This window comes from Pseudomonas sp. S9 (genome assembly GCF_000222125.1).
In the GTDB taxonomy this organism is placed as follows: Bacteria; Pseudomonadota; Gammaproteobacteria; order Pseudomonadales; family Pseudomonadaceae; genus Aquipseudomonas; species Aquipseudomonas segetis.
In genome coordinates this window covers 29,127-52,110 of the sequence record NZ_AFFX01000001.1, presented here as the reverse complement: position 1 = coordinate 52,110, position 22,984 = coordinate 29,127, and the positions used below count along the sequence as shown (strand labels likewise).

General features: G+C 57.3%; 23 protein-coding genes and 1 pseudogene. All 24 read right to left on the bottom strand.

From position 1 onward, the window contains the following. Window positions 1–4 precede the first annotated feature (4 nt). Window positions 5–793, bottom strand: coding sequence for a protein phosphatase CheZ (locus PSES9_RS0100275; RefSeq protein WP_010482919.1), 789 nt, complete (start codon window positions 791–793; stop codon window positions 5–7). Window positions 794–812: 19 nt separating this feature from the next. After that, entirely contained in the window at window positions 813–1,187 is a 375-nt protein-coding gene (locus tag PSES9_RS0100270) for a chemotaxis response regulator CheY (protein ID WP_176443248.1), read from the bottom strand. A 130-nt stretch (window positions 1,188–1,317) separates the two neighbouring features. After that, entirely contained in the window at window positions 1,318–2,064 is a 747-nt protein-coding gene (gene fliA / locus PSES9_RS0100265) for an RNA polymerase sigma factor FliA (RefSeq protein WP_176443247.1), read from the bottom strand. After that, a complete protein-coding gene (fleN, locus tag PSES9_RS0100260) occupies window positions 2,061–2,891 on the bottom strand; it encodes a flagellar synthesis regulator FleN (protein WP_010482915.1) in 831 nt (276 codons plus the stop codon). The genes fliA and fleN overlap by 4 nt, the downstream gene beginning before the upstream one ends. A gap of 113 nt (window positions 2,892–3,004) precedes the next feature. Beyond that, window positions 3,005–4,306 carry a flagellar biosynthesis protein FlhF gene (gene flhF, locus PSES9_RS0100255; protein ID WP_010482914.1) on the bottom strand — a complete coding sequence of 434 codons (1,302 nt, stop codon included), beginning with the start codon at window positions 4,304–4,306 and terminating at the stop codon, window positions 3,005–3,007. A 55-nt stretch (window positions 4,307–4,361) separates the two neighbouring features. Continuing rightward, complete coding sequence (gene flhA, locus PSES9_RS0100250) at window positions 4,362–6,491, bottom strand: flagellar biosynthesis protein FlhA (RefSeq protein WP_010482913.1); 2,130 nt, start codon at window positions 6,489–6,491, stop codon at window positions 4,362–4,364. A gap of 114 nt (window positions 6,492–6,605) precedes the next feature. Continuing rightward, window positions 6,606–7,742 carry a flagellar biosynthesis protein FlhB gene (flhB, locus tag PSES9_RS0100245; protein ID WP_010482912.1) on the bottom strand — a complete coding sequence of 379 codons (1,137 nt, stop codon included), beginning with the start codon at window positions 7,740–7,742 and terminating at the stop codon, window positions 6,606–6,608. Between the two features lie 9 nt (window positions 7,743–7,751). Continuing rightward, on the bottom strand, window positions 7,752–8,528 hold the full coding sequence (gene fliR / locus PSES9_RS0100240) for a flagellar biosynthetic protein FliR (protein ID WP_010482911.1): 777 nt from the start codon (window positions 8,526–8,528) through the stop codon (window positions 7,752–7,754). A 2-nt stretch (window positions 8,529–8,530) separates the two neighbouring features. Further along, window positions 8,531–8,800: a flagellar biosynthesis protein FliQ gene (gene fliQ / locus PSES9_RS0100235; RefSeq protein ID WP_010482910.1), complete on the bottom strand. Its 270-nt coding sequence runs from the start codon at window positions 8,798–8,800 to the stop codon at window positions 8,531–8,533. 2 nt (window positions 8,801–8,802) lie between these two features. After that, window positions 8,803–9,558 carry a flagellar type III secretion system pore protein FliP gene (gene fliP / locus PSES9_RS0100230; RefSeq protein WP_010482909.1) on the bottom strand — a complete coding sequence of 252 codons (756 nt, stop codon included), beginning with the start codon at window positions 9,556–9,558 and terminating at the stop codon, window positions 8,803–8,805. Further along, window positions 9,558–9,986 (bottom strand): flagellar biosynthetic protein FliO, encoded by a 429-nt coding sequence (fliO, locus tag PSES9_RS0100225; protein ID WP_010482908.1) that lies wholly within the window; start codon window positions 9,984–9,986, stop codon window positions 9,558–9,560. Before fliO ends, fliP begins: the two co-directional genes overlap by 1 nt. Window position 9,987: 1 nt before the next feature. Beyond that, complete coding sequence (gene fliN / locus PSES9_RS0100220) at window positions 9,988–10,467, bottom strand: flagellar motor switch protein FliN (protein WP_010482907.1); 480 nt, start codon at window positions 10,465–10,467, stop codon at window positions 9,988–9,990. A gap of 115 nt (window positions 10,468–10,582) precedes the next feature. Beyond that, window positions 10,583–11,554, bottom strand: coding sequence for a flagellar motor switch protein FliM (fliM, locus tag PSES9_RS0100215; protein ID WP_010482906.1), 972 nt, complete (start codon window positions 11,552–11,554; stop codon window positions 10,583–10,585). Window positions 11,555–11,567: 13 nt separating this feature from the next. After that, the gene (fliL, locus tag PSES9_RS0100210; protein WP_010482905.1) at window positions 11,568–12,089 is read right to left on the bottom strand and encodes a flagellar basal body-associated protein FliL; all 522 of its coding nucleotides are present in this window, start codon (window positions 12,087–12,089) and stop codon (window positions 11,568–11,570) included. 250 nt (window positions 12,090–12,339) lie between these two features. Continuing rightward, complete coding sequence (locus PSES9_RS0100205; RefSeq protein WP_010482904.1) at window positions 12,340–13,623, bottom strand: flagellar hook-length control protein FliK; 1,284 nt, start codon at window positions 13,621–13,623, stop codon at window positions 12,340–12,342. 83 nt (window positions 13,624–13,706) lie between these two features. Further along, window positions 13,707–14,060, bottom strand: a complete 354-nt coding sequence (locus tag PSES9_RS0100200; RefSeq protein ID WP_010482903.1) for an Hpt domain-containing protein — start codon at window positions 14,058–14,060, stop codon at window positions 13,707–13,709. A 109-nt stretch (window positions 14,061–14,169) separates the two neighbouring features. Further along, window positions 14,170–14,619 (bottom strand): flagellar export protein FliJ, encoded by a 450-nt coding sequence (fliJ, locus tag PSES9_RS0100195; protein WP_010482902.1) that lies wholly within the window; start codon window positions 14,617–14,619, stop codon window positions 14,170–14,172. Next, window positions 14,616–15,980: a flagellar protein export ATPase FliI gene (gene fliI / locus PSES9_RS0100190; protein ID WP_010482900.1), complete on the bottom strand. Its 1,365-nt coding sequence runs from the start codon at window positions 15,978–15,980 to the stop codon at window positions 14,616–14,618. Before fliI ends, fliJ begins: the two co-directional genes overlap by 4 nt. Then, complete coding sequence (gene fliH, locus PSES9_RS0100185; RefSeq protein WP_010482898.1) at window positions 15,970–16,761, bottom strand: flagellar assembly protein FliH; 792 nt, start codon at window positions 16,759–16,761, stop codon at window positions 15,970–15,972. The genes fliI and fliH overlap by 11 nt, the downstream gene beginning before the upstream one ends. A 6-nt stretch (window positions 16,762–16,767) precedes the next feature. Continuing rightward, on the bottom strand, window positions 16,768–17,784 hold the full coding sequence (gene fliG / locus PSES9_RS0100180) for a flagellar motor switch protein FliG (protein WP_010482897.1): 1,017 nt from the start codon (window positions 17,782–17,784) through the stop codon (window positions 16,768–16,770). Further along, a complete protein-coding gene (gene fliF / locus PSES9_RS0100175) occupies window positions 17,777–19,573 on the bottom strand; it encodes a flagellar basal-body MS-ring/collar protein FliF (RefSeq protein ID WP_010482895.1) in 1,797 nt (598 codons plus the stop codon). The genes fliG and fliF overlap by 8 nt, the downstream gene beginning before the upstream one ends. 16 nt (window positions 19,574–19,589) lie before the next feature. Beyond that, window positions 19,590–19,950 (bottom strand): annotated as a pseudogene (fliE, locus tag PSES9_RS22835) (flagellar hook-basal body complex protein FliE). A gap of 403 nt (window positions 19,951–20,353) precedes the next feature. Continuing rightward, entirely contained in the window at window positions 20,354–21,763 is a 1,410-nt protein-coding gene (locus PSES9_RS0100165; protein WP_010482891.1) for a sigma-54-dependent transcriptional regulator, read from the bottom strand. A 5-nt stretch (window positions 21,764–21,768) separates the two neighbouring features. Then, window positions 21,769–22,983, bottom strand: coding sequence for a sensor histidine kinase (locus tag PSES9_RS0100160; RefSeq protein WP_010482889.1), 1,215 nt, complete (start codon window positions 22,981–22,983; stop codon window positions 21,769–21,771). Between the last annotated feature and the right edge of the window lies 1 nt (window position 22,984).

Sequence of the window (22,984 nt, the reverse complement as noted above, 5' to 3'; positions counted from 1 at the left end):
GCTCCTAAAATCCCAGACTGGACAACAGATCATCGACGTCATCTTGACTCGCTGCGACGTCATCAAGCTTATCGGCATGAATCTGCGGACCTTCACCCTGAGATGGATTTTTTTCTTGTTGTTTTTCTGCACGCAATGCCTCCTGGTCATGTTCGATGCCGGCATAGCGATCAACCTGGGTGGCCATGAGCATCAACTTGAGCAGATTGCTTTCAACTTCAGTGACCAACTGGGTGACGCGCTTGATCACCTGGCCGGTCAGGTCCTGGTAATCCTGGGCCAGGAGAATATCGTTCAAGTGCCCTGACAACTTGCCACTGTCTCGCTCGCTATTGACCAGGAACAACTCGACTCGCTTGGCCAGCTCACGAAAATCTTCGGCGCCCATTTCGCGGCGCATGAAACGCCCCCAGTCGGCACTCAGGCTCTGCGCCTCGGTGCGGATATCATTGACCAGCGGCGCACTCTGCTCGACCAGATCCATGGTGCGATTGGCCGCATCCTCGGTCATTGTCACCACGTAATTGAGGCGTTCGGTTGCGTCGGTAATCTGCGAGACTTCGGTCGCATGGGGCAGGCGCGGGTCAAGCTGGAAGTTGACGATTGCGCTGTGCAGCTCGCGCGTCAGCTTGCCGACTTCGTGATAAAGACCACGGTCGCGCACTTTGTTCAGTTCATTGATAACCTGGACAGCATCACCAAAATTGCCGCGCTCAAGGCTTTCAAGCAATTGGTGGGCATTACTTTTCAGGGTCGATTCAAAGTCACCCACTTGGGAATCATCGTGTTCCATAACAACCTCAGCGCAGACATCAGCCGTTTACACGCTCAAATATCTTTTCTATTTTTTCTTTAAGCACTTGAGCAGTGAAAGGCTTCACCACGTAACCGTTTACACCGGCCTGGGCAGCCTCAATGATCTGGTCACGCTTGGCTTCAGCGGTCACCATAAGTACCGGCAGTTGTTTCAGCCGTTCATCCGCACGCACTGCGCGCAACAGCTCAATACCGGTCATTCCCGGCATGTTCCAGTCAGTCACCAGAAAGTCGAAACTGCCGCTTTGCAGCATTGGCAGTGCAGTGGTGCCATCATCGGCTTCAGCAGTGTTAGTAAACCCCAGATCACGCAGGAGGTTTTTGATAATGCGGCGCATCGTTGAAAAGTCATCAACGATGAGGATTTTCATGTTCTTGTCCAAGTCGACCTCCGTACCTTCCCCAGTGCACTCAGCAGCCTGAATGCACCCTCTAATCGTGAAACCGGCCTGGCTAGGCACCTGCGTGCCTCGCTATACAAGGTTTTCAGTATCCAACTATTTATCCAGCTCGCCACTCGCCCAGGCGCGCACGCAAACGTGCGGCGCACTGGCTGTGCAACTGGCTTACCCGAGACTCGCTCACGCCCAGCACTTCACCAATTTCCTTGAGGTTGAGCTCTTCGTCGTAATACAACGAAATGACCAATTGCTCGCGCTCCGGCAAGTTGCCAATCGCATCGGCAAGCGCTTTTTGAAAGCGCTCTTCCTCGAATTCGCGTGATGGGCCTGATTGACTGCTACTCACATCTTCATGCAGGCCGCTATTTTCTCCGTCCTCAAGCAGGTCGTCAAAACTGAACAGGCGGCTGCCCAAAGTGTCGCCAAGAATGCCGTAGTAATCTTCGAGACTCAATTGGAGTTCGGCCGCAACTTCGTGATCTTTAGCGTCACGACCTGTTTTTGCTTCAATTAATCGAATTGCATCACTGACCATGCGGCTATTGCGATGCACCGAACGCGGTGCCCAATCGCCTTTACGCACTTCATCAAGCATTGAGCCACGGATACGAATACCGGCAAAGGTCTCGAAACTGGCGCCTTTGGAGCCATCGTATTTTTTCGAAGCCTCAAGCAAGCCGATCATTCCGGCCTGGATCAAATCATCGACCTGAACGTTCGCAGGCAAGCGCGCCAAAAGGTGATAGGCAATCCGCTTGACCAATGGCGCATACCGTTCGATTAGCTGATGTTGCAAGTCTTTACCTTGCGCTTTGCTATACATTCGGAGTCCAGACGCCGCTGTCATGCCGGCGTATCAGTAGCAGGTTGTTGCACCAGACGCTCGACAAAAAACTCCAGATGCCCACGCGGATTGGCGGGTAAAGGCCAGGTGCAGACCTTCTGGGCTATTGCTCGAAACGCCATGGAGCATTTTGAACGTGGAAATGCTTCAAAAACTGCACGTTGCTTCTGCACGGCTTTGCGCACCGACTCGTCATAAGGCACGGTGCCAACGTATTGCAATGCGACATCGAGGAAACGGTCGGTGACCTTGCTCAGTTTGGCGAACAGATTTCGCCCTTCTTGCGGGGTGTGCGCCATATTGGCCAACACTCTGAAACGGTTCATGCCGTAATCGCGGTTAAGCAGTTTGATCAGGGCATAGGCATCGGTAATAGACGTTGGCTCATCGCAAACCACCACCAGCACTTCCTGCGCTGCGCGTACGAAACTGACAACCGAGTCGCCGATTCCGGCTGCGGTATCGACAATCAACACGTCAATATTTTCACTGATGTCGCTAAATGCCTGGATCAGGCCGGCATGCTGCATGGGCGATAGCTGAACCATGCTTTGCGTGCCCGAAGCTGCCGGCACAATGCGAATACCGCATGGCCCCTGGATGACCACATCGCGCATGTCGCATTCGCCACTGATGACATCTGCCAGCGTGCGCTTTGGTGTAAGCCCCAGCAGCACATCAATGTTCGCCAGCCCCAAGTCAGCATCCATCAGCATGACGCGCCGGCCTTCCTCGGCCAGCGCCATTGCCAGGTTGACGGACACGTTGGTCTTGCCGACGCCGCCCTTACCGCCAGTAACTGCAATTACTTGCACTGGGTGCATAGCCATTTAATTACGCTCCTTGTTCACGTTGGTCAGAAGCATCCTGTCCATTGAGCTTCGACTAAGATGAACACAACAAGCTTGCATGCAAGCTGTATCAAAGATCATGTGGTGACGCATCAACTCGCCTGTCTAGCCGGTTGCTGGTAAAGACCCGCAAAGACTTCAGCCATGGTGTCTTCGCAAGGTTCTTCCTGTGCTTGAAGGCCAACTGCGCGGCTGACCAACTGATGACTGCGCGGCAGCTGTAGATCATCAGGAATTCGAGGACCATCAGTCACATATGCAACTGGCAGGCGCTGGCTCATCGCCAACCCCAGAACCTCACCCATGCTTGCCGCTTCATCCAGTTTAGTCAGAATACAACCCATAAGCCCACAGCGCTTATAACTATGATAAGCCGATTTCAGTACCTGATTCTGACTGGTCGCGGCCATCACCAGGTAGTTTTTCGCATTAATCGAGCGGCTCGACAAGGCTTCAAGCTGCATTCGCAGCGCCGGGTCGTTGGCTGGCAGGCCTGCAGTATCGATCAAAACCACACGTTTGCGCATCAAGGGGGTGATGACCTGGGTCAACGATTGACTGGGATCAACCAGCGTCACCGGCACATTGAGAATGCGGCCCAGGGTTTTCAGTTGTTCCTGAGCGCCAATGCGATAGCTATCCAGGCTGACCAGCGCGATATTCTGCGCGCCGAACTTCAGTACATAACGCGCCGCCAGCTTGGCAATGGTCGTGGTCTTGCCCATGCCAGCCGGGCCGACCAGGGCAATAACACCACCCTCTTCCAGCGGCTCCTGCTTGGGAACCTGAATCGCGTGAGCCATATGTGCCAACAACATGCGCCAGGCCTGGCGAGGCTCGGCAATTTCGCCAACGCGCTCCAGCAAGGGCCGGGCGACATCCGCGGGCAAGCCCATGCGCTGCAGGCGGCGCCACAGGTTGGCTTGCTGGGGCCGACGGGTTTGCATCTGCCCCCAGGCGATCGAGCCGAGCTGGACTTCGATCAGCTCACGCAGCCCAGACAACTCAGAACGCATGGCATCGATAGTGTTTTGATCAACCGCCGCAGCCGCCGCTTTGGAAGATGCACGTACGGCAGCATCCAGCGGGCTTTCAACCTGCTCCGACAGCTCAGCGAATAGCTGCAGATCCTTGGCCACCTCAGGCTCGACGCGCAGGCTCAACTCAGCATGGGCCGCAGCAATTTTCGACTGGGTTTTGCGCAGTTCGGTTTCCAAGGCAGGGTTCGGCTGGCGCGCGGGCGCCGCAGGAACCTGGTAATCCAGCGCGGCGGTCAACTCGACGCCGCCCGCAACACGGCGATTACCGATGATCGACGCGTCAGCGCCCAGCTCTTCACGAACCAGCTTCATGGCTTGACGCATATCGGCAGCAAAAAAGCGTTTAACCTGCATACCTGTGACCTCGGTTTTGCGGCGGCTGGACAACATCTGTGCGATTCAGCACCGCTTAATTCTGACCCACCGTCGCAACGATGGTGACCTGCTTGTTATCGGGTATTTCCTGGTAAGCCAACACATGGGCATTGGCTACCGCCATTCGTGCAAAGCGCGAGAGCATCGCCCGAACCGGCCCGGCGACCAGAAGAATCACTGGCTTGCCGAGCATTTCCTGGCGCTGAGCTGCATCGATCAAGGAACGTTGCAGCTTTTCAGCCATGCCCGGCTCCAGCAAGATGCCTTCCTCGGAGCCTTGACCGGCCTTCTGTACGCTATTTAGCAATATCTGTTCCAACCTTGGCTCCAAGGTGATCACAGGCAGCTCGGGCTCTAGTCCCACAATGCTTTGCACTATTGCACGGGATAGCGAAACACGAACTGCCGCCACCATAGCGGCGGGATCTTGACTCTTTGGCGCGACATTGGCGATGGCCTCGGCAATGGTCCGGATATCACGCACCGGCACCTGCTCCTGCAGCAAGGCTTGCAGCACTTTAAGCAAGGTCGACAGCGATACCAGCCCCGGCACCAGTTCCTCAGCCAGCTTGGGCGAGCTCTTGGCCAACAGCTGCATGAGTTGCTGGACTTCTTCATGGCCCAGCAACTCATGGGCGTGCTTGTGCAGCACCTGGTTGAGATGGGTCGCAACCACGGTACTGGCATCGACCACTGTATAGCCCAGCGACTGCGCCTGGTCGCGCTGGTTAACATCAATCCAGACCGCTTCAAGACCGAACGCCGGATCCTTGGCGGCAACCCCGTTGAGGGTGCCAAATACCTGCCCCGGGTTAATGGCAAGCTCGCGATCCGGATAGACTTCTGCCTCCGCCACGCTGACGCCCATCAAGGTCAGGCGATAGGCATTGGGCTGTAGATCAAGGTTGTCGCGGATATGCACCGAAGGCATCAGGAAACCCATCTCCTGCGACAGTTTTTTACGTACGCCCTTGATCCGCGCAAGCAACTGGCCGCCCTGGTTGCGATCAACCAGTGGAATCAGCCGATACCCCACTTCCAGCCCGACCATGTCGACCGGCATCACATCATCCCAACCCAGTTCCTTGACGTCCTGGGCACGCTGGGCAGGTAGCTGCTCTTGCTGGCGCTGAACCTCCTTGACTTCCTCCTCCTTGACCTTGCGCTGCTTGTTGGCAATCCAGTAGGCCGCACCGGCAGCCACCAGGCCAAGACTGATAAAGGAGAAATGTGGCATCCCCGGCACCAGCCCCATTGCAATCATGATGGCAGCAGCCACGGCCAGCGCACGCGGCGAGGCAAACATCTGGCGGTTGACCTGCGCCCCCATGTCTTCGGAGCTGGAAACCCGGGTCACCATGATTGCCGCCGCAGTCGACAGCAGCAGCGACGGAATCTGGGCAACCAGGCCGTCACCAATGGTCAACAGGGTGTAGACCTTGCCTGAATCGGCAAAGCTTAAACCGTGCTGGAAGATACCAATGGCGACACCGCCAATAAGGTTGATGAAGAGGATCAGCAGGCCGGCAATGGCATCACCACGGACGAATTTGCTGGCACCGTCCATCGAGCCGTAGAAATCCGCTTCCTGGGACACTTCGGAACGGCGCTTTTTGGCTTCGGCCTGCTCAATCAGACCGGCATTGAGATCGGCGTCAATCGCCATTTGCTTACCGGGCATGGCGTCGAGGGTAAAACGCGCGCTCACCTCCGAGATACGCCCGGCACCCTTGGTGACCACCACGAAGTTGATGATCATCAAGATGGCGAAGACCACGATACCTACAACGTAGTTGCCACCAATCACCACCTCACCAAAGGCCTGGATCACCTGCCCCGCTGCCGCGTGGCCATCATGGCCATGGAGCAACACCACCCGTGTAGAGGCTACGTTTAGCGCCAGGCGCAGCAAGGTGGCCGCCAGCAGGATGGTTGGGAACACCGCAAAATCCAGCGGGCGCAAGGCATAGATACTGACCAGCAGCACCACGATCGCCAAGGCAATGCTGAAGGTAAACAGCACGTCGAGCAGAAATGGAGGGATCGGCAGCATGACCATGCCAAGCATGACCAGCAGCAACAGCGGGATACCCAGGTTGCCCTGGCGCAACCCCGAAAGATTACTGCGCACGTTACCGATAATCTGTGAATGATCTACCGCCACATCTTTACCCCAGCAGGTTCAATCTTTTGACGCGAAAGCGCCTTTCACTGGGGTTTTGCAAAATCCCGTCCAACTTTGCCCTGCGCCTCAAAATTCCCTGAAATAGGCAGGGAATCAGTCGTCACGACGCAAGTCAGGCGGGATGGGTAGATCCTTGAGGCTATCGGGACGCTTGCCTTTGCCAGCCTGATACTGGCGTAACTGATAGACATAGGCCAACACCTGGGCCACCGCCAGATACAGGCCAGCCGGGATTTCCTGATCGATTTCCGTCGAATAGAACACCGCCCGCGCCAGCGCCGGGGACTCCAGGAGCATGACATCGTGTTCCTGGGCGATCTCGCGAATTTTCAGCGCCGTAAAATCGCCGCCCTTGGCCAACATCACCGGGGCACTTCCCTTGGTCGGGTCGTACTTTAGCGCCACGGCAAAATGCGTGGGGTTGGTGATGACCACGTCGGCCTGCGGCACGGCCTGCATCATTCGGCGCTCGGTCATCTCACGCTGCAATTGACGGATGCGCTGCTTGACCTCGGGCTTGCCCTCGCTGTCCTTGTACTCGTCGCGCACTTCTTGCTTGGTCATCATCAGCTTTTGCTTGTTGTCCCAGATCTGGAACGGCACATCCACCGCAGCAATCAGAATCAAGCCACAGGCAATCCACAACGCACTCCAGCCCACCACTTGCGAGGCATGCATGATGGCGTTTTCCAGCGGCTCATGGGAAATTGCCAACAAGGCATCGCGATCCGCCGACAGCACCAGCAAGGCGATGATCAGGATCACGGCAAACTTGGCCAGCGCCTTGACCAGCTCAACCAGGGCCTTGGTCGAGAACATTCGCTTGAGCCCTGCCGCCGGGTTCATCCGGCTGAACTTGGGCGCCATCGCCTGCGCCGAAAACAACCAGCCACCCAGGGCGATTGGACCAAGGATTGAAGCGATCAGCAGCGCCATGAACAATGGCACCAGCGCCTCGAACGCCACTTGACCGGCGGCCATCAACCAGATGCCCATATTGCGTTCATCAAGTATCACTTCGCGAGGCAGTGAAAAACTGCCGCGCATGACATTGAGCATTGCATTACCAAGCGCGCCGCCGCTGGCCAGCAGGCCACCTGTACCCGCCAGCATAATGGCCAGGGTGTTGAGTTCACGCGAGCGTGCTATCTGCCCTTTTTCACGGGACTCACGCAGGCGTTTCTCCGTGGGTTCCTCGCTTTTGTCGGCGCCGCTTTCAGATTCAGCCATGGACTGACCTCACCTCGCCTGTGCCATTTCACGCAGGAACAGTAACGCCTCACGAGCGAAAACCTCGTATTGCGCCAGAATATCGGCCAGGCCGATCCAGATAATCACCAGGCCCAGCACCACCGTCAGCGGAAAACCGATGGTGAAGATGTTGAACTGGGGCGAGGCCCGGGTCATTACCCCGAACGCCAGGTTAATCACCAGCAAGGCGGTAATCGCCGGCAACACCAGGATCAGCGCCGCGCCAAATACCCAACCGAGCTTGGTCGCGATATCCCAATACTGGTTAGTCAAAAAGCCGCCACCGACGGGCAAGGTGACAAAGCTTTCCGCCAGTACCTCGAACACCACCAGATGCCCGTTCATGGCCAGGAACAGCAAGGTCACCAACATGGTAAAGAACTGGCCGATCACCGGCACTGAAATGCCGTTGGTGGGGTCGACCATCGAAGCGAAGCCCAGGCCCATTTGCATCGAAACAATTTGCCCTGCGATCACGAATGCGTGGAAAAACAGCTGCAACACAAAGCCCAGCATCACCCCGATCAGGACTTCCTGGGCAATCAGAACCAGGGTTTGCACGTTCAATGCATCCACCTGCGGCATGGCGGGCAACGTTGGCAGCAGCACCAGGCAGATCGCCAACGACAGGTACAGGCGCACCCGCACCGGAACCAGCTTGGTACCGAAAATAGGCATGGTCATCAGCAACGCGGCGATACGAAACAGTGGTAGCAAAAAACTACCCACCCAACCACCAATCTGCGCATCGCTAAGCTCAAGCATGGTCAGCCAATGAGCGAGGGAATGTTCATGATCAAGGTGCGCGTGTAGTCCATCAACTCACGCACCAGCCAGGGGCCGGTAATAATCAGCGTGAGGAAGATCACCATCAGGCGCGGCAGGAAACTCAGGGTTTGTTCGTTGATCTGCGTGGCAGCCTGGAACATCGCAACCAGCAACCCCACCAACAGACTCGGCACAACAATAGTTGCGACAATCATCGAGGTCAGCCACAGCGCCTCTCGAAACAGATCGACTGCAACCTCTGGAGTCATGGCTATATACCTCCGAAACTGGCAGCAAGTGTGCCCATGATCAGCGCCCAGCCATCAATGAGTACAAACAACATGATCTTGAACGGCAACGAGATGATCAGCGGCGAGAGCATCATCATCCCCATCGCCATCAAGATACTCGACACCACCAGATCGATAATCAGGAAGGGGATAAAAATCATAAAGCCGATCTGAAATGCGGTCTTCAGTTCAGAAGTCACGAAGGCCGGCACAAGGATGGTCAACGGCGCGTCATCCGGGCTGGCGATGTCGGTGCGCTTGGACAGGCGCATAAACAACTCGAGATCACTTTCCCGGGTTTGCGCCAGCATGAAATTCTTGATCGGGCCTTCGGCCTTGAGTATCGCCTCCTGCGCCGGAAGCTGTTCATTGAGATAGGGCTGCAAGGCATCCTTGTTAATCTGGTCGAACACTGGCGCCATGATGAACAGGGTCAAGAACAGCGCCAGGCCGACCAGTATCTGGTTCGATGGCGTCTGCTGCAGGCCAAGCGCCTGGCGCAGAATCGAAAATACAATGATGATCCGGGTGAAGCTGGTCATCAACATCAGGAACGCCGGGATAAAACTCAGCGCCGTCATGATCAGCAAGATCTGCAGGCTGACCGAATACTCCTGCTGCCCCTGGGCATTGGTGCTCAGGGTGATCGCCGAAATCGACAGCGGGTCATCCGCGCCCAGTGCCATCGGCGCCGCCAGCATGAACAACGAAAGCAACAACAGGCGCATCGCGCTCATCAACTCTTGTCCTTATTATCTTTACCCAGCAGCTCCATCAGGCGCTGGGAAAACTCTGCTGGCGCAGGCTTGCTCTCACTGCTGTCCACCGGTTCCTTGAGCACATGCAAAGGAGTGATCCGCCCCGGCGTCAGGCCCAGCAACACCTGTTCGTTACCGACCTGGACCAGCAATAGACGATCACGCGTGCTCAGGGCCTGGCTGGAAATGATCTTGATAGCCTGGCCACCACGCGGAGTAATCTGCTGGACCCGACGCATCAGCCAGGCAAGCAAGAAGATCAAGCCGATAACCAGCAGCAAGCCAACCAGCAGTTGGCTCAGTTGCCCGGCGATACCACTGCTGGCCATCGGCGTCACCGCCTTGGCAGCAGGTTCGGCAGCCAGGGCGGTCAAGGGCATGGCCAGCAGCACGGCAAGGCTTTTCATATCAACGTAGCTTCTTGATGCGTTCGCTCGGGCTGATCACGTCCGTCAGACGAATGCCGAACTTTTCGTTGACCACAACCACTTCACCATGGGCGATGAGCGTGCCATTGACCAGCACATCCAGCGGCTCGCCTGCCAGGCGATCCAGTTCGATAACCGAGCCCTGATTAAGCTGCAGCAGGTTACGGATGGTGATGTCGGTATTGCCCACTTCCATGGATATCGACACCGGAATGTCGAGGATCACATCAAGGTTCGGGCCTTCAAGGTTGACCGGCAAATTGCTTTTTGGCACACCGCCAAACTCTTCCATTTCAGCTCGTGAAGCCGCCGGAGCCGAGTCACTGCCAGCATCGCCAACACCGGCGAGCATCGCGTCTATGTCATCTTGATTGGCATCGCCCGACTCGGACAGTGCAGCGGCCCACTCATCGGCCAATGCCTGCTCCTCGGGTGAAGTCGCTTCGTTTTCATCTGCCATGATCTTTCCTCGGATGGCGTAAAATACTTGCTGAACTTCTATAAACCCATGCGCTGCCTGGCGCGACGAGATTCAGAAGCTCCTTGATTGTTCAGCCCTGCAAGCGCGCGTGGCGCTAGCGGCTACGATTAATCGGGTCGAGCACCTGCAGCGCCAAATTACCTTTGTGCGCGCCCAGCTTGACCTTGAATGAAGGCACGCCACTGGCGCGCATGATCACATCGTCTGGCAGCTCAACCGGAATCACATCACCAGGTTGCATGTGCAGGATGTCGCGTAGCTTCAACTGACGACGCGCAACCGTGGCCGACAAGGGCACGCGCACATCCAGCACGTCTTCACGCAGCGCGTTGATCCAGCGCTCGTCATGATCGCCGACATCGGACTGGAATCCGGCATCCAGCATTTCGCGAATCGGCTCGATCATCGAGTAAGGCATGGTCACATGCAGGTCGCCACCGCCACCGTCCAGCTCAATGTGGAAGGTCGATACAACCACCACTTCACTTGGGCTGACGATGTTGGCCAGCGCCGGGTTAACCTCGGAATTAACGTAATCGAAGTTAATGTCCATGACCGCGTGCCAGGCTTCCTTGAGATCGACAAATGCCTGGTCCAGCACCATGCGCACCACGCGCAATTCAGTGGGAGTGAATTCACGGCCCTCGATCTTGGCGTGACGACCATCACCGCCAAAAAAGTTATCAACCAGCTTGAACACCAGCTTGGCGTCGAGAATAAACAGGCTGGTGCCGCGCAAGGGCTTCATCTTCACCAGGTTGAGGCTGGTCGGCACGTACAACGAATGCACGTACTCGCCAAATTTCATCACCTGCACGCCGCCAACTGAAACATCCGCGGAACGGCGCAACAGATTGAACATGCTGATGCGGGTATACCGGGCAAAGCGCTCGTTGATCATCTCCAACGTCGGCATGCGCCCACGGACGATACGGTCCTGGCTTGTCAGGTCATATTGTTTGACGCTACCTGGAACCCCAGCGTCTTCAGTTTCGACCATTCCGTCATCGACACCATGCAGCAAGGCATCAATTTCATCCTGGGAAAGCAGGTCTTGCACGGCCATCGATGGCTCCCGACTACTGCAACACGAGGTTGGTAAATAACACTTGTTCGACCACTGTCTTGCCAACTTCCTTTTGCGCCAGTTCCTGCACGCTGGCAGTCGCCTGCTGGCGCAGCATTTCCTTGCCGACCGGTGTCACTAACGTATTGAAATCCTGGCCAGAGAACAACATGACCAGACGGTTACGCAGTACCGGCATATGCACTTTAAGCGCGTCCAGTGCGGCCTGGTCACGGGACATCAAGGCAACGCTGACCTGCATGTAGCGAGCGCGACCGTTCTGGCTGAAGTTGACCACAAACGCAGGCGTCAACTCCTCATAGATAGCGGCTTGCTTGACTGGAGCACCCTCTTGCTGCTTGGTTTCGGCGCTGGGTTCCGGCGTATCGTCCTGCTTGCTGAGAAAGAACCAGGTACCGGCAATTGTCAGGCTCACCACCAGTAACAAGGCCACCACAGCCAGGATAATGATCTTCATTTTACCGCCAGACTTGCCATCCGCTGCCGGGTCTTGCGGCTTATCTTTCTTCGCCATGCCAATAATCCGTCACAAATTCAGGTTAGCAACCATTAAAGCCTGTTAGAGCAAGTGTTATGCCAGATTAGCCCTTATGCTTTTGAACGCTGCACAAACAAAATCGCCCGACGCTTTGCAACGTCAGGCGAAAGGTCGGCAGGATAATGCTTTTTTATCCGCCATAGTTCATAACGCGTGCAACCTGACTACTTGCTGACAAGCTTGATGGACAAGCCTGGCATTGTCACGCCCTGTGCCAGCAATATACTCATGCGTAATAGTCGACCATGCTGCGAGGCGCTCCATAGGCCGTGGCACGCTGCTCGATGCTGCTAATCGACAATTCCTCCTCATGGTTGCCGGTAAAGCTTGAGCCAGAAGCCCCACGCTGACTGTCACTGCCCGCTTGCTGCTGGTTTTGCCCCTGCCCTTGCCAACCGCGCCCCTGGTTCGGGTCGGTGACGCTGACATCCTGCAAATTGATTCCCTGCTGGGTAAACATCTCGCGCAAGCGGTGCATTTGCCCTTCAAGACTATCGCGCACCGCCGCATTGGCGCTGGCAAAGGAAACCTGGGTCTGGTCATGGTTCATGTGAATACGCACTTCCAAACGCCCCAGCTCTGCCGGATCAAGCTGGATCTCTGCCGACTTGAGGTTCTGGCTCGACAAGTACATGACCCGATCCACGACTGCCTCGGTCCAGCCACCCTGTTGCATCGCGATTGGCGTACCGACCACCGGAAGTTTCGGAGTAAGCGAGGTTTGCTGGGTAACAGCCTGGCTCAGCGCATTGAGCTTGCTCACGAAGTTTTCCGGCTTGGTATCGGCGGAACTCTCCTTGAGGCTATCCAGCGCTTCGGCGGTGAGATCACTCAAGTTGAATTCGTCGGCCAGGGTTTTCTCGCCTGACTGCAACTTGTTGCCCATCGCCGCCATTGCGCTGGCAAAGCTCTGCTCGGGGTTGAGCGAAGTTTGCGCCGCTACTGCGCCGGGTGATTTCTGTTCGGCATTGGCCGCCGCTTGTGCCTTGCCGATATCCAAAGCCATGCGTACCGCGGGCAGTTGGTTCATGGCATCAAGGTCGGCATCAAAACTGGCATCGGTCATACTGGCCGGCCCCGAGCTTTTGAAGTTGGCCGAGACCGCTGTCATCTGCGCAAGCTGGTCGGCATTCAATTGCAGGCCGAACAACTCATCGGTCTCTTCAGTCGATGGCGGTGCATCGGCTTGCCCCTCCTCGCCCTCACCCTGGGTCATCGCCGGGTCGGTCGGCAAGGAATTGCCGCTTTCGGCAACCGTTTGCGGCTGAGCCTCGCCATTGGCATCCGCACCGGCATCATCGGCCGCCTTGGGTTTGTGCTCATTCGCCGCTTTTGTCGAGCTGTTTGCGCGCTCGGCCGGTTTGGCCTGACGCTCATTGGCGTAGACCTCAGCGAAGCTGGAAGCCTCACGGCCACGGGGCTCGGCAGGTTTTGCCTGAGGCTTGGCCGCCGCAACCTTGGGCTTTAAATCGACTGCTGGTTTGAGCAGTAAGTCAGCTGCACCGGACATCGGCACTCTCCATACGGATTGGTTCGTACTGGGAGATAGCAAGAGCCAGGCCAAGTTCGCCTGTATGGGTTGGCGAGGAGAATCTAATCGGCTTGGGAAGCCTGAATTTCGAGCTGGAAAAAAATCCTGACCGCGGCCAGTTCGATTTTGATCTGGGCAAACAGTTGGTCACGCAAGGGCCTGTTGTGTTGCTCGACTGCCAGCTCTAGCGCCTGGCATAGGCGCGCCAGCTCATATGCACCGACATTGCCGCAACTGCCCTTGAAGCTGTGTATGGCCAGGCAGAGGGCCGACATATCGTTCTCGGCAAGCGCATGCTCGGCCAATCGCAGGCGCTCACGGGAGTCTTGCAGGTAGGCCTCGAGCAAGACCGGGTACTCATTACCCATGACGTCCTTCAGTCCGGCAATTATGACTTCATCAACATGTGCTACCACGGCGCGACACTCCTTGATTCGCCCATCACCGAAAACACTGCGCAGACACACTAACGGCGCCCAGGCATAAGGCCAAATGCTTTTTTTGCGATTTCATCCAGAAGGCCGCTTAAAACCGCTCGCGACCGGCCAGCCGTTGCGACAACTCATCGAGCATTTTCTGCTCGCGCTTGTCCTCAAGTTGACGCGCTTCATCCTGGTAGCGCTGGATCAATTTACGCAGGCCTTCGAGGCGCGCATACCGCTGCTGCCAGGCCTGGCGAACCTTATCAACATTATTGCGATGCCAATCAAGGCTTTGCTGCTGCTGGGCAATCGCGGTTTCCAACTGGGAAAGAAAGCGCTGATAGTTAATCAGCCACTGCCCGGATACACCACGCTGACCTTCAGTCATCCATTGTTGCTGATAATCGGCGCGGTAGCGTTCAAGCTCACCCAGCTTGACCTCGGCCTGGCCCTGCAGCGCTTGAGCCCGCCCCAGTTGCACAGCAGCTTCACGCTCGGCGCGCTCGGCCATTTCCACCACCGGCGCCAGCTGTTGAGCACGACGTTTACTCATGCTTGAGTATTATTTGGCGGAGTGAATGTGCTCGCAAGCTGGGCTGAACTGCTCGACAAACCCTCGCTCTCGTCCAGGCTCTGACGCAGAAAAGCCACCATTTGCGGGCGTTTGGCAATGGCCAGGTCGGTGTCCGCATCGCCACCCGGCACATAAGCGCCAACGCTGATCAGGTCGCGACTTTGCTGGTAGCGCGACCACAGCTGCTTGAACCGCTGGGCGTTCTGCAGATGCTCACGCGTCACCACTTGCGGCATCACCCGGCTCACCGAGGCTTCGATATCAATCGCCGGATAATGGCCCTCTTCGGCCAAGCGTCGACTCAAGACAATGTGCCCGTCGAGTACCCCCCGCGCGGCATCGGCAATGGGGTCCTGCTGATCGTCACCTTCGCTCAACACGGTGTAAAAAGCCGTGATTGAACCGCCACCTTCTTCAGCATTACCCGCACGCTCCACCAGCTTTGGCAATTTGGCGAAAACTGATGGTGGATATCCCTTGGTAGCTGGCGGCTCACCAATGGCCAGGGCAATTTCGCGCTGGGCCTGGGCAAAACGGGTCAGCGAATCCATCAGCAACAGGACATTCTTGCCCTTGTCACGAAAGTATTCGGCAATTCGTGTGCAATAGGTGGCAGCGCGCAAGCGCATCAAGGGGGCATCGTCAGCAGGCGAAGCCACCACGACCGAGCGCTTGATGCCCTCTTCACCGAGTATTTCCTCGATGAATTCCTTGACCTCGCGGCCCCGCTCGCCAATAAGCCCCACGACAATAATCTCGGCTTCGGTAAAACGCGTCATCATGCCCAACAGCACGCTTTTACCGACGCCTGTACCGGCAAATAGACCCAGACGCTGGCCTCGCCCCACAGTCAACAGGCCATTGATCGAACGAATGCCCACATCCAGCGGCAGGTCAATCGGATGACGCTTCATCGGGTTGATTTGCGGGCCGTCCATCGGCACCCAGTCTTCGGCCTTCATCCGCCCCTTGCCATCCAACGCGGCACCTGTGCCATCAAGCACCCGGCCGAGCATCGACATGCCCATCGGCAGGCGTCCGGTATCCGGCAAGGGCACCACACGCGCCCCCGGGGCTATGCCAGCCAGGCTGCCGACCGGCATCAGGAAGATCTTGCCGTTGGCAAACCCCATCACTTCGGCCTCGACCTGCAATGGATGATAGCTGCCCTCGTTGATGACCATGCAGCGACTGCCCAAGGAGGCACGCAAACCTTCGGCCTCAAGGGTTAAACCGACCACCCGCAGCAAACGTCCTTCGACCACGGGTGAGCTTGGCAGCCTGATCGCCTCGCTGTAGCCACTCAAGCGCTTGGCAAAACTAACGCGCTCAAGTTTCACGTGTGGGATTTTCCGCTGAACTCAGGGGAATATGCATATCGGCCTCAAGCGGATGCACCGCCTGTTCGCGCTGTTGTTCGAAGAGTTGCTTGAGCGACTGGGTGATGCGCGTTTCAACGGTCGCATCGATCCGGCTGTTGGCACACTCCACCCGGCAACCGCCCGGAAGCAGTGACTCGTCCTCGAGAATCCGCCAGCTTTCCTCGTGGCGATCACGCAAGGTTTTGATGATGTCGTAATCCTGCGGATTAAGGTGAATCCGCACATTGTCATCGCCAATGGGTAATAACTTCAAAGCCTCTCGCAACACCTGGCGTATGTGGCTGGAGTCATGCGCCAACTCACGCTGGATCACCTCTCGGGTGATGCGGCTGACCAGGTCGACCATGGCCGCCTCGATTTGCTGATCCTGCTCGGCAATGGGCTCGAACAACTGGCTCATCACCCGCTCAAGCCCTTCAAGCTTGCTGGCCAATGCGGCCTCGGCTTCCTGCTTGGCCTTGAGCTGCCCGGCATGGTAACCGTCACGTTCGCCGGTCAACAAACCCTCGTTGTAGGCTTCCTGGCGAATGGCTTCAAGCTCATCCAGCGTCAGAGGCTTGACGTCTTCCGGCGCCACCTCTTCGCTGTCGAGCTGCGCATCGGCAGGCGGTTCATCAGGCGCCTCGACTGCAAGCTCATTGGCGGTGTCTGGATGCTGGTCGAAACTCGGCAACGACCAGACATCGAGCGCATTGATATCGCCGGCGCGAATAAGCTCGCTCTGGACTTCTTTAGCCATAGCGGCTTACACCATTTCTTCGCCGCCCTTGCCACCAAGGACGATCTCCCCGGCTTCGGCCATGCGGCGGGCGATGGTGAGAATTTCTTTCTGTGCGGTCTCGACATCGCTGACGCGCACAGGCCCCTTGGCTTCAAGGTCATCACGCAGCAGCTCGGCCGCTCGCTTGGACATGTTCTTGAACACCTTTTCCTTGATCGCTTCGTCAGCGCCCTTGAGCGCCAGCACCAGCACATCGGAAGACACCTCGCGCAGCAGCGCCTGGATGCCGCGATCATCAACATCAGCCAGGTTGTCAAAGACAAACATCAGGTCTTCGATCTGGGTCGACAGATCCTCGTCAACTTCACGAATCGAATCCATCAACTGTCCTTCAACAGAGCTGTCGAGGAAGTTCATGATATCCGCGGCGCGCTTGATGCCACCAAGGCTGGCGCGACTGGTATTGGAGTTCCCGGAGAACTGCTTCTCCAGGATCAGGTTCAATTCTTTCAAGGCCGCAGGCTGGACGGTGTTCAGCGAAGACACGCGCAGGACGATATCCAGACGGACTTTATGATCAAAGTGGCTCAGCACTTCACCGGCCTGGTCGGGGTCCAGGTAGGCCACGACAATGGCCTGGATCTGCGGATGCTCGTAACGAATCACGTCAGCCACCGCCCGCGGCTCCATCCACTTCAGACTGTCGAGGCCGCTGGTGCTGCCGCCAAGCAAAATCCGGTCAATCAGGTTGCCTGCTTTATCTTCGCCAAGGGCCTGGGTCAGCATCTTGCGGATGTAGCCATCGGCACCCACGCCCAGGCTGGTCTGGTCGCCAACGATCTCGACGAACTCCCCCATCACCAATTCGACCTGGTCACGGTTGATATTGCGCATTCCAGCCATGGCCACGCCGACCTTCTGCACTTCCTTGGGGCCAAGGTGGCGCAGGACCTGGGCCGCGTCGGTTTCACCCAATGACAGCAGCAGGATTGCAGCCTTCTCGACCTTATCTAACTTGGCGTTCGCGCGACCTTCACTCATCGTCGTTGATCCACTCTTTAACTACCTGAGCAACCCGGCCCGGATCTTCGGCAACCAGACTTTTAATTGCATTGAGCTGCGCGTCATAGCCTTCGCTCGGGCTAGGCAACAGGATGCTTTGCGGGCCGCCAAGGCTGACCCGATCTGCCGCCAGGCCACCGGCCATGTCGCCTAACTCTACATCGCCATCCGCGCCGCCGGCCACTGCCAATTCACGGCTCTTGCCACCGCCGGTGATGTTATTCAACACCGGACGCAACACACCGAACACCAACACCAGGATAAACAGCACGCCCAGCACTTGCTTGACCGTATCCCAGAACCACGGCTGGGTGTAGAACGGAATGTCGACAACCTCCTCGCCAGTAACCGCGGTAAACGGCGTATTGATGACGCTGACGCTGTCACCACGGCTGGCATCGAAGCCAACAGAGTCCTGAACCAGTCGGGTAAAGCGTGCCAGCTCATCGCTGGTCCAGGGCACATGGGTGGTTTCGCCCGTTGCAGGATCAACCTTGATCTGATCATCAACCACTACAGCGACAGATAACCGGCGCAGGCGACCTTGTTGTTGCTTGGTGTGGCTGATCGAACGATCCAACTCATAGTTGCGCGTCGACTGCTCACGTTTATCAGCCGGGAACGGCGCCAGCATTGGCTGGCCTGTAGCCGGATCAATCACTTGCTGGCCATTGGCATCGAGCAGCGGTTGCCCCGCCGCGACCGGACCTGCAGGTGCTGCGGCAGCCGGCGCATTGGCTTGTTGCGGCGCATTGGTTGGCGTCGGCGGCTGATTGCTCAGCGCGCCGGGCACTCCTTGCGGGGGCAAGCTACTGCTGCGTTGCTCGTCGGTTTTCTGCTCGCTGCGCAGTGCGGGCTGGTCTGGATTGAACATCTCCGAAGTCGATTCAACAGCGCTGAAATCAACGTCGGCTGAGACTTCGGCCTTATAGCGGCCTGAACCTAAAACCGGCTGCAGGATATTGTGCACACGCTGGGTCATCAGGCTTTCAAGGCGACGGCTGTAATCAAACTGTTTGCCTGCCATGGTCAGCGCCGAGTTTTCCTGCTGGTCGCTGAGCAGATTGCCCTTTTGATCGACCACCGTGACTTGCGATTTATCCAGTTCAGGTACGCTGGTGGCCACCAGATTGACGATCGCCATCACCTGGCTCGGCTCCAGCCCACGCCCCGGATAAAGTTCGACCAATACCGAGGCGCTCGGCTTGCGGTCATCGCGCACGAACACCGAGCTCTTCGGAATCGCCAGGTGCACGCGTGCGGCCTTGACATTATTGAGGCTCGAAACAGTGCGCGCCAACTCACCTTCGAGGCCGCGACGGTAGCGGGTGGCCTCCATGAACTGGCTGGTGCCAAGGCCTTGTTCCTGATCAAGGATTTCAAAGCCCATGGTCTTGTCGCTCGGCGCAACGCCTGCCGCCGCCAGACGCATGCGGGCACGGGCCATGTCCTCGGACTTGACCAGCAAGGCGCCAGAGTTTGGCTCGACGGTGTAAGCAATATCAGCCATCGACAGGGTTTCCATCACCTGTGATGCATCCATGCCGTCGAGGCTGCCATAAAGCGGACGATAGTCGGGCTGCTGTGACCACAAAACCACCGCAAAGCCAATCGCCACGCTTGCCGCCAAACCAACCATCAGGCCGACCTGGCGCAGCATGGTCATTTCCGAGAGATTTTCCAGAAATGCCAGGCCAAACAAGGGTTTCTTCGAGTCGCCAGAGGCGCCGGTGGTAGCCGGCATATTTGCCGAGAGAGCGTCAGCCATGAGTCAAATTCCGCCTTTAAACCGGCATCTGCATGATGTCTTGATACGCCTGAACCAGCTTGTTACGCACCTGGGTCATGGCCTGGAATGAAACGCTGGCTTTTTGCGAGGCGATCATCACGTCGGTCAGGTCAACACCGCTTTTACCCATCTCGAAGGCGGTAGCCAACTGAGTGGAAGCCTGCTGGGTTTCATTGACCTTGCCAACCGCCTGGCCAAGCATTTCGGAAAAGCTCGGCGCACCTGGTTCAGGTGTGGCTGATACAGGTTTTACCTGGTTCAGGTGTGGCTGATACAGGTTTTGGACGCGCCATGGCATCTGCCTGCATGGAACGCATTTCCAACATCAGTCGATTAAATTCAATGCCTTGGCTCATAACTTCCTCCACTGGCCGCTTTCTTTTTGACACTTCGCGGCGCTATACAGGGTTATTAGCAACAAGGATGCCAGTTAAGCGCTGATGGATAATTATTCTGATGCGATCGGATGATTGACGCTTTGCGCTGGCAAACACTCAAAGCACGGGTTATGCCCCGGTGGACAAGCTGCGCAATGTCGCACCCTACACTTCGCCGTAGGGTGGAAGACGCTTCATCCTTCCACCAGCAATCAGCGCCGATAATTTGGCCTGACTTTCGGTGGACAAGCTGCGCAATGTCGCACCCTACACTTCGCCGTAGGCTGGAAGACGCTACATCCTTCCACCAGCAATCAGCGCCGATAATTTAGCCTGAGGTTCGATAGGCAAGCTGACGCTGCCGAGCCCTGTAGAGAAGGGCCTAGCTGGCGTAGAGATACGCCTCTACATCCATCCCGGCATCGCGCATTTGCGCCAGCTTGTAACGCAGGGTACGCGGGCTGATACCCAGGCGTTCAGCCGCTTCCTTGCGCCGTCCGCGCTCGGTTCGCAAGGTGTCGATAATCACCTGGAACTCACGACGACGAAGGTCTTCGCCCAAGGCTCCCGACTCTGGCGCCTCTACTTCTTCGATCACCACCTCGATTGGCGCCACCGTCGGTTGAGCAGGCCTGGCGACAGGCGCCAAGGAGCTGGCGCCCACGGGTGCCGCCAGGCACAAGTCCTGGGGCTGGATCATACCGTCCTGCTGCAAAATCAGCGCGCGCTGCACAGCATTGTCCAGCTCGCGCACGTTGCCTGGCCAGGCATGGGCCAACAAGCTGGCTTGCGCCTGCGCAGAGAATCGTACAGGGGCGTGATTCATTTTCTTGACGTGCTTGGCCAGCAGCCGCTCGGCCAAAGGCACTATATCGGCCGGCCGGTCACGCAATGGCATCCAGGCCAGAGGGAAGACCGAAAGCCGGTAATACAAATCCTCGCGGAAGCGCCCGGCAGCAACATCGCCGGCCATGTCGCGGTTACTGGTGGCGAGCACGCGAATATCCAGTTCAATCGGCTTGCGCCCACCGACACGCTCGACCTCACGCTCCTGCAACACCCGCAACAACTTAGCCTGCAATGGCAAGGGCATTTCAGAAATTTCGTCGAGCAAGATAGTGCCGCCATTGGCCAGCTCAAACTTGCCCGGGGCACTGTTCACGGCGCCGGTGAAGGAGCCCTTCTCATGGCCAAACAGCGTGGCCTCAAGCATATTGTCTGGAATCGCTGCGCAGTTGATCGCGATAAACGGTTTGTTCGCACGTGGCGATTGATCATGAATGTAGCGCGCCAGAACTTCCTTGCCTGTCCCCGACTCTCCCGTGATCAATACCGTGGAATCACTGCGCGCCACCCGCGCAGCCAGGTCGAGCAGTTGCACGCTTGCAGGTTCCACAGCAATGGGGCCTTGTTGCTCACCGCAGGCCACAAGGCCACGCGCATGACGATCAACCAGCGCCAGCAATGCCTTGGGTTCAAAGGGCTTGACCAGATAATCGGCGGCGCCTTGACGCATAGCATCGACTGCTCGCTCAACGGCGCCAAAGGCGGTCATCAACAGCACCGGCATTTGCGGCAGACGCTGACGGATGGTGGCAAGCAATTGGTGACCATCCATTCCCGGCATGTTGACGTCACTGACTACCAGGCCAAATGGCTCTTGCTCCAGGGCCAGCAACGCGGCCTCGGCACAATCCACCGCGTGGTAATCGTGCCCGCCAATACTCAAGGTATCGGCAAGTGCCTCACGCAGCGCGCGGTCATCTTCGACCAATAGAATTTTAGCGGCCATGGCGGTTACTCCTGAACAATCATTTGCGCCGCGCTGATCAGCGGCAAAATCAATAACGCGCTGGTACCGCGCCCCGGTCTGGACAACAACTTCAGCTCGCCCTGATGGGCTTTAGCTACAGCCTTGACCACCGCAAGTCCCAATCCGGTACCCGTGGTTTTAGTGGTGAAGAAGGGTTCGCCGAGGCGCGCCAGAGTCGGCGCATCAATACCGGGACCGTCATCACTGATGCACAGCCGCAAACTGTTGTCGCGGCTGTATAGATGTATTTTCAAGCGTGCTTGACGACCTGAAGCCTGAATGGCGTTTTCCACCAGGTTCAGCGCCGTGCCCACCAAGGTGTCGCGATTACAAAGCAACTCACCGCTGTAGCTGTCGCACTGCCAACGCACCTGCATGCCTTGCACATGGGCTTCACCCGCTGCACGCAAGGCATTGAATAAAGCCTTTGGCGTGATTCGATCCGGCAAGGGCAAGTCACCACGAGCGAATATCAGCATGTCGCGCACCTGATGCTCAAGTTCATGCAGGCGCTCTTTCAAGCGTCCGGCAAAACGCTGTTGCTGTTCGGCCGGCAATACCTGTTCAGTCAAGTGGCTGGCATAGAGCAGCGCGGCCGACAGCGGCGTACGAATTTGATGAGCCAGCGAAGCCACCATTCGGCCCAGGGCCGATAAACGTTCGTGGCGTGATAACTGATCCTGCAGGCGGCGGGTTTCGGTCAGGTCGGTGAGCAGCACCAACTGGCCAGGTTCGCCCTGCAGTGAACGCGTGGCAATCGCCAGGCGTCGACCATCCCTGAGCGAGACTTCGTGACCATCGTCTTCCCGCGGGGCAAAACTGCGGGCGATCACTTCACGCCAGAGCATGCCGGCAAGGGGCTTGCCCAGCAGGTTACGCGCAACCGGATTGGCCTCGCGCACCACCCCCTGGCCATCGATAACGATCACGCCGCCCGGCAGCAGATCAAGCAAGCTTTGCAGGCGCAGTGCCAGACGTTCTTTCTCGGCCAGCTCCTGCATGCGTTGCGCACTGACCAACGCCAACTGCCCCTTGAGCTCAGTGACCCGTGACTCCAGCAAGCTGTAGGACTCGCTGAGCTGGTTGGACATCTGATTAAACATCTCAAATGCTTGCTGCAAACTCTCACGCCCCGCCTGCTCGGCCGGTTCAGTGGGCATTTGGTTGGTGTTTTCAGCAGTTTGGGCAGTGCTAGTCATT

Bases quoted from the DNA above. Each gene is read 5' to 3' on its own strand.
- fliP (WP_010482909.1), bottom strand. From the start codon at position 9,558: ATGAGCGCGATGCGCCTGTTGTTGCTTTCGTTGTTCATGCTGGCGGCG.
- fliH (WP_010482898.1), bottom strand. From the start codon at position 16,761: ATGGCTAAAGAAGTCCAGAGCGAGCTTATTCGCGCCGGCGATATCAAT.
- fliJ (WP_010482902.1), bottom strand. From the start codon at position 14,619: ATGAGTAAACGTCGTGCTCAACAGCTGGCGCCGGTGGTGGAAATGGCC.
- fliQ (WP_010482910.1), bottom strand. From the start codon at position 8,800: ATGACTCCAGAGGTTGCAGTCGATCTGTTTCGAGAGGCGCTGTGGCTG.
- flhB (WP_010482912.1), bottom strand. From the start codon at position 7,742: ATGGCTGAATCTGAAAGCGGCGCCGACAAAAGCGAGGAACCCACGGAG.
- flhF (WP_010482914.1), bottom strand. From the start codon at position 4,306: ATGCAGGTTAAACGCTTTTTTGCTGCCGATATGCGTCAAGCCATGAAG.
- fliF (WP_010482895.1), bottom strand. From the start codon at position 19,573: ATGGCTGACGCTCTCTCGGCAAATATGCCGGCTACCACCGGCGCCTCT.
- fliL (WP_010482905.1), bottom strand. From the start codon at position 12,089: ATGGCGAAGAAAGATAAGCCGCAAGACCCGGCAGCGGATGGCAAGTCT.
- fliO (WP_010482908.1), bottom strand. From the start codon at position 9,986: ATGAAAAGCCTTGCCGTGCTGCTGGCCATGCCCTTGACCGCCCTGGCT.
- PSES9_RS0100275 (WP_010482919.1), bottom strand. From the start codon at position 793: ATGGAACACGATGATTCCCAAGTGGGTGACTTTGAATCGACCCTGAAA.
- fliG (WP_010482897.1), bottom strand. From the start codon at position 17,784: ATGAGTGAAGGTCGCGCGAACGCCAAGTTAGATAAGGTCGAGAAGGCT.
- fleN (WP_010482915.1), bottom strand. From the start codon at position 2,891: ATGGCTATGCACCCAGTGCAAGTAATTGCAGTTACTGGCGGTAAGGGC.
- fliA (WP_176443247.1), bottom strand. From the start codon at position 2,064: ATGACAGCGGCGTCTGGACTCCGAATGTATAGCAAAGCGCAAGGTAAA.
- PSES9_RS0100270 (WP_176443248.1), bottom strand. From the start codon at position 1,187: ATGAAAATCCTCATCGTTGATGACTTTTCAACGATGCGCCGCATTATC.
- fliR (WP_010482911.1), bottom strand. From the start codon at position 8,528: ATGCTTGAGCTTAGCGATGCGCAGATTGGTGGTTGGGTGGGTAGTTTT.
- fliN (WP_010482907.1), bottom strand. From the start codon at position 10,467: ATGGCAGATGAAAACGAAGCGACTTCACCCGAGGAGCAGGCATTGGCC.
- PSES9_RS0100160 (WP_010482889.1), bottom strand. From the start codon at position 22,983: ATGACTAGCACTGCCCAAACTGCTGAAAACACCAACCAAATGCCCACT.
- fliM (WP_010482906.1), bottom strand. From the start codon at position 11,554: ATGGCCGTGCAAGACCTGCTTTCCCAGGATGAAATTGATGCCTTGCTG.
- PSES9_RS0100165 (WP_010482891.1), bottom strand. From the start codon at position 21,763: ATGGCCGCTAAAATTCTATTGGTCGAAGATGACCGCGCGCTGCGTGAG.
- PSES9_RS0100205 (WP_010482904.1), bottom strand. From the start codon at position 13,623: ATGTCCGGTGCAGCTGACTTACTGCTCAAACCAGCAGTCGATTTAAAG.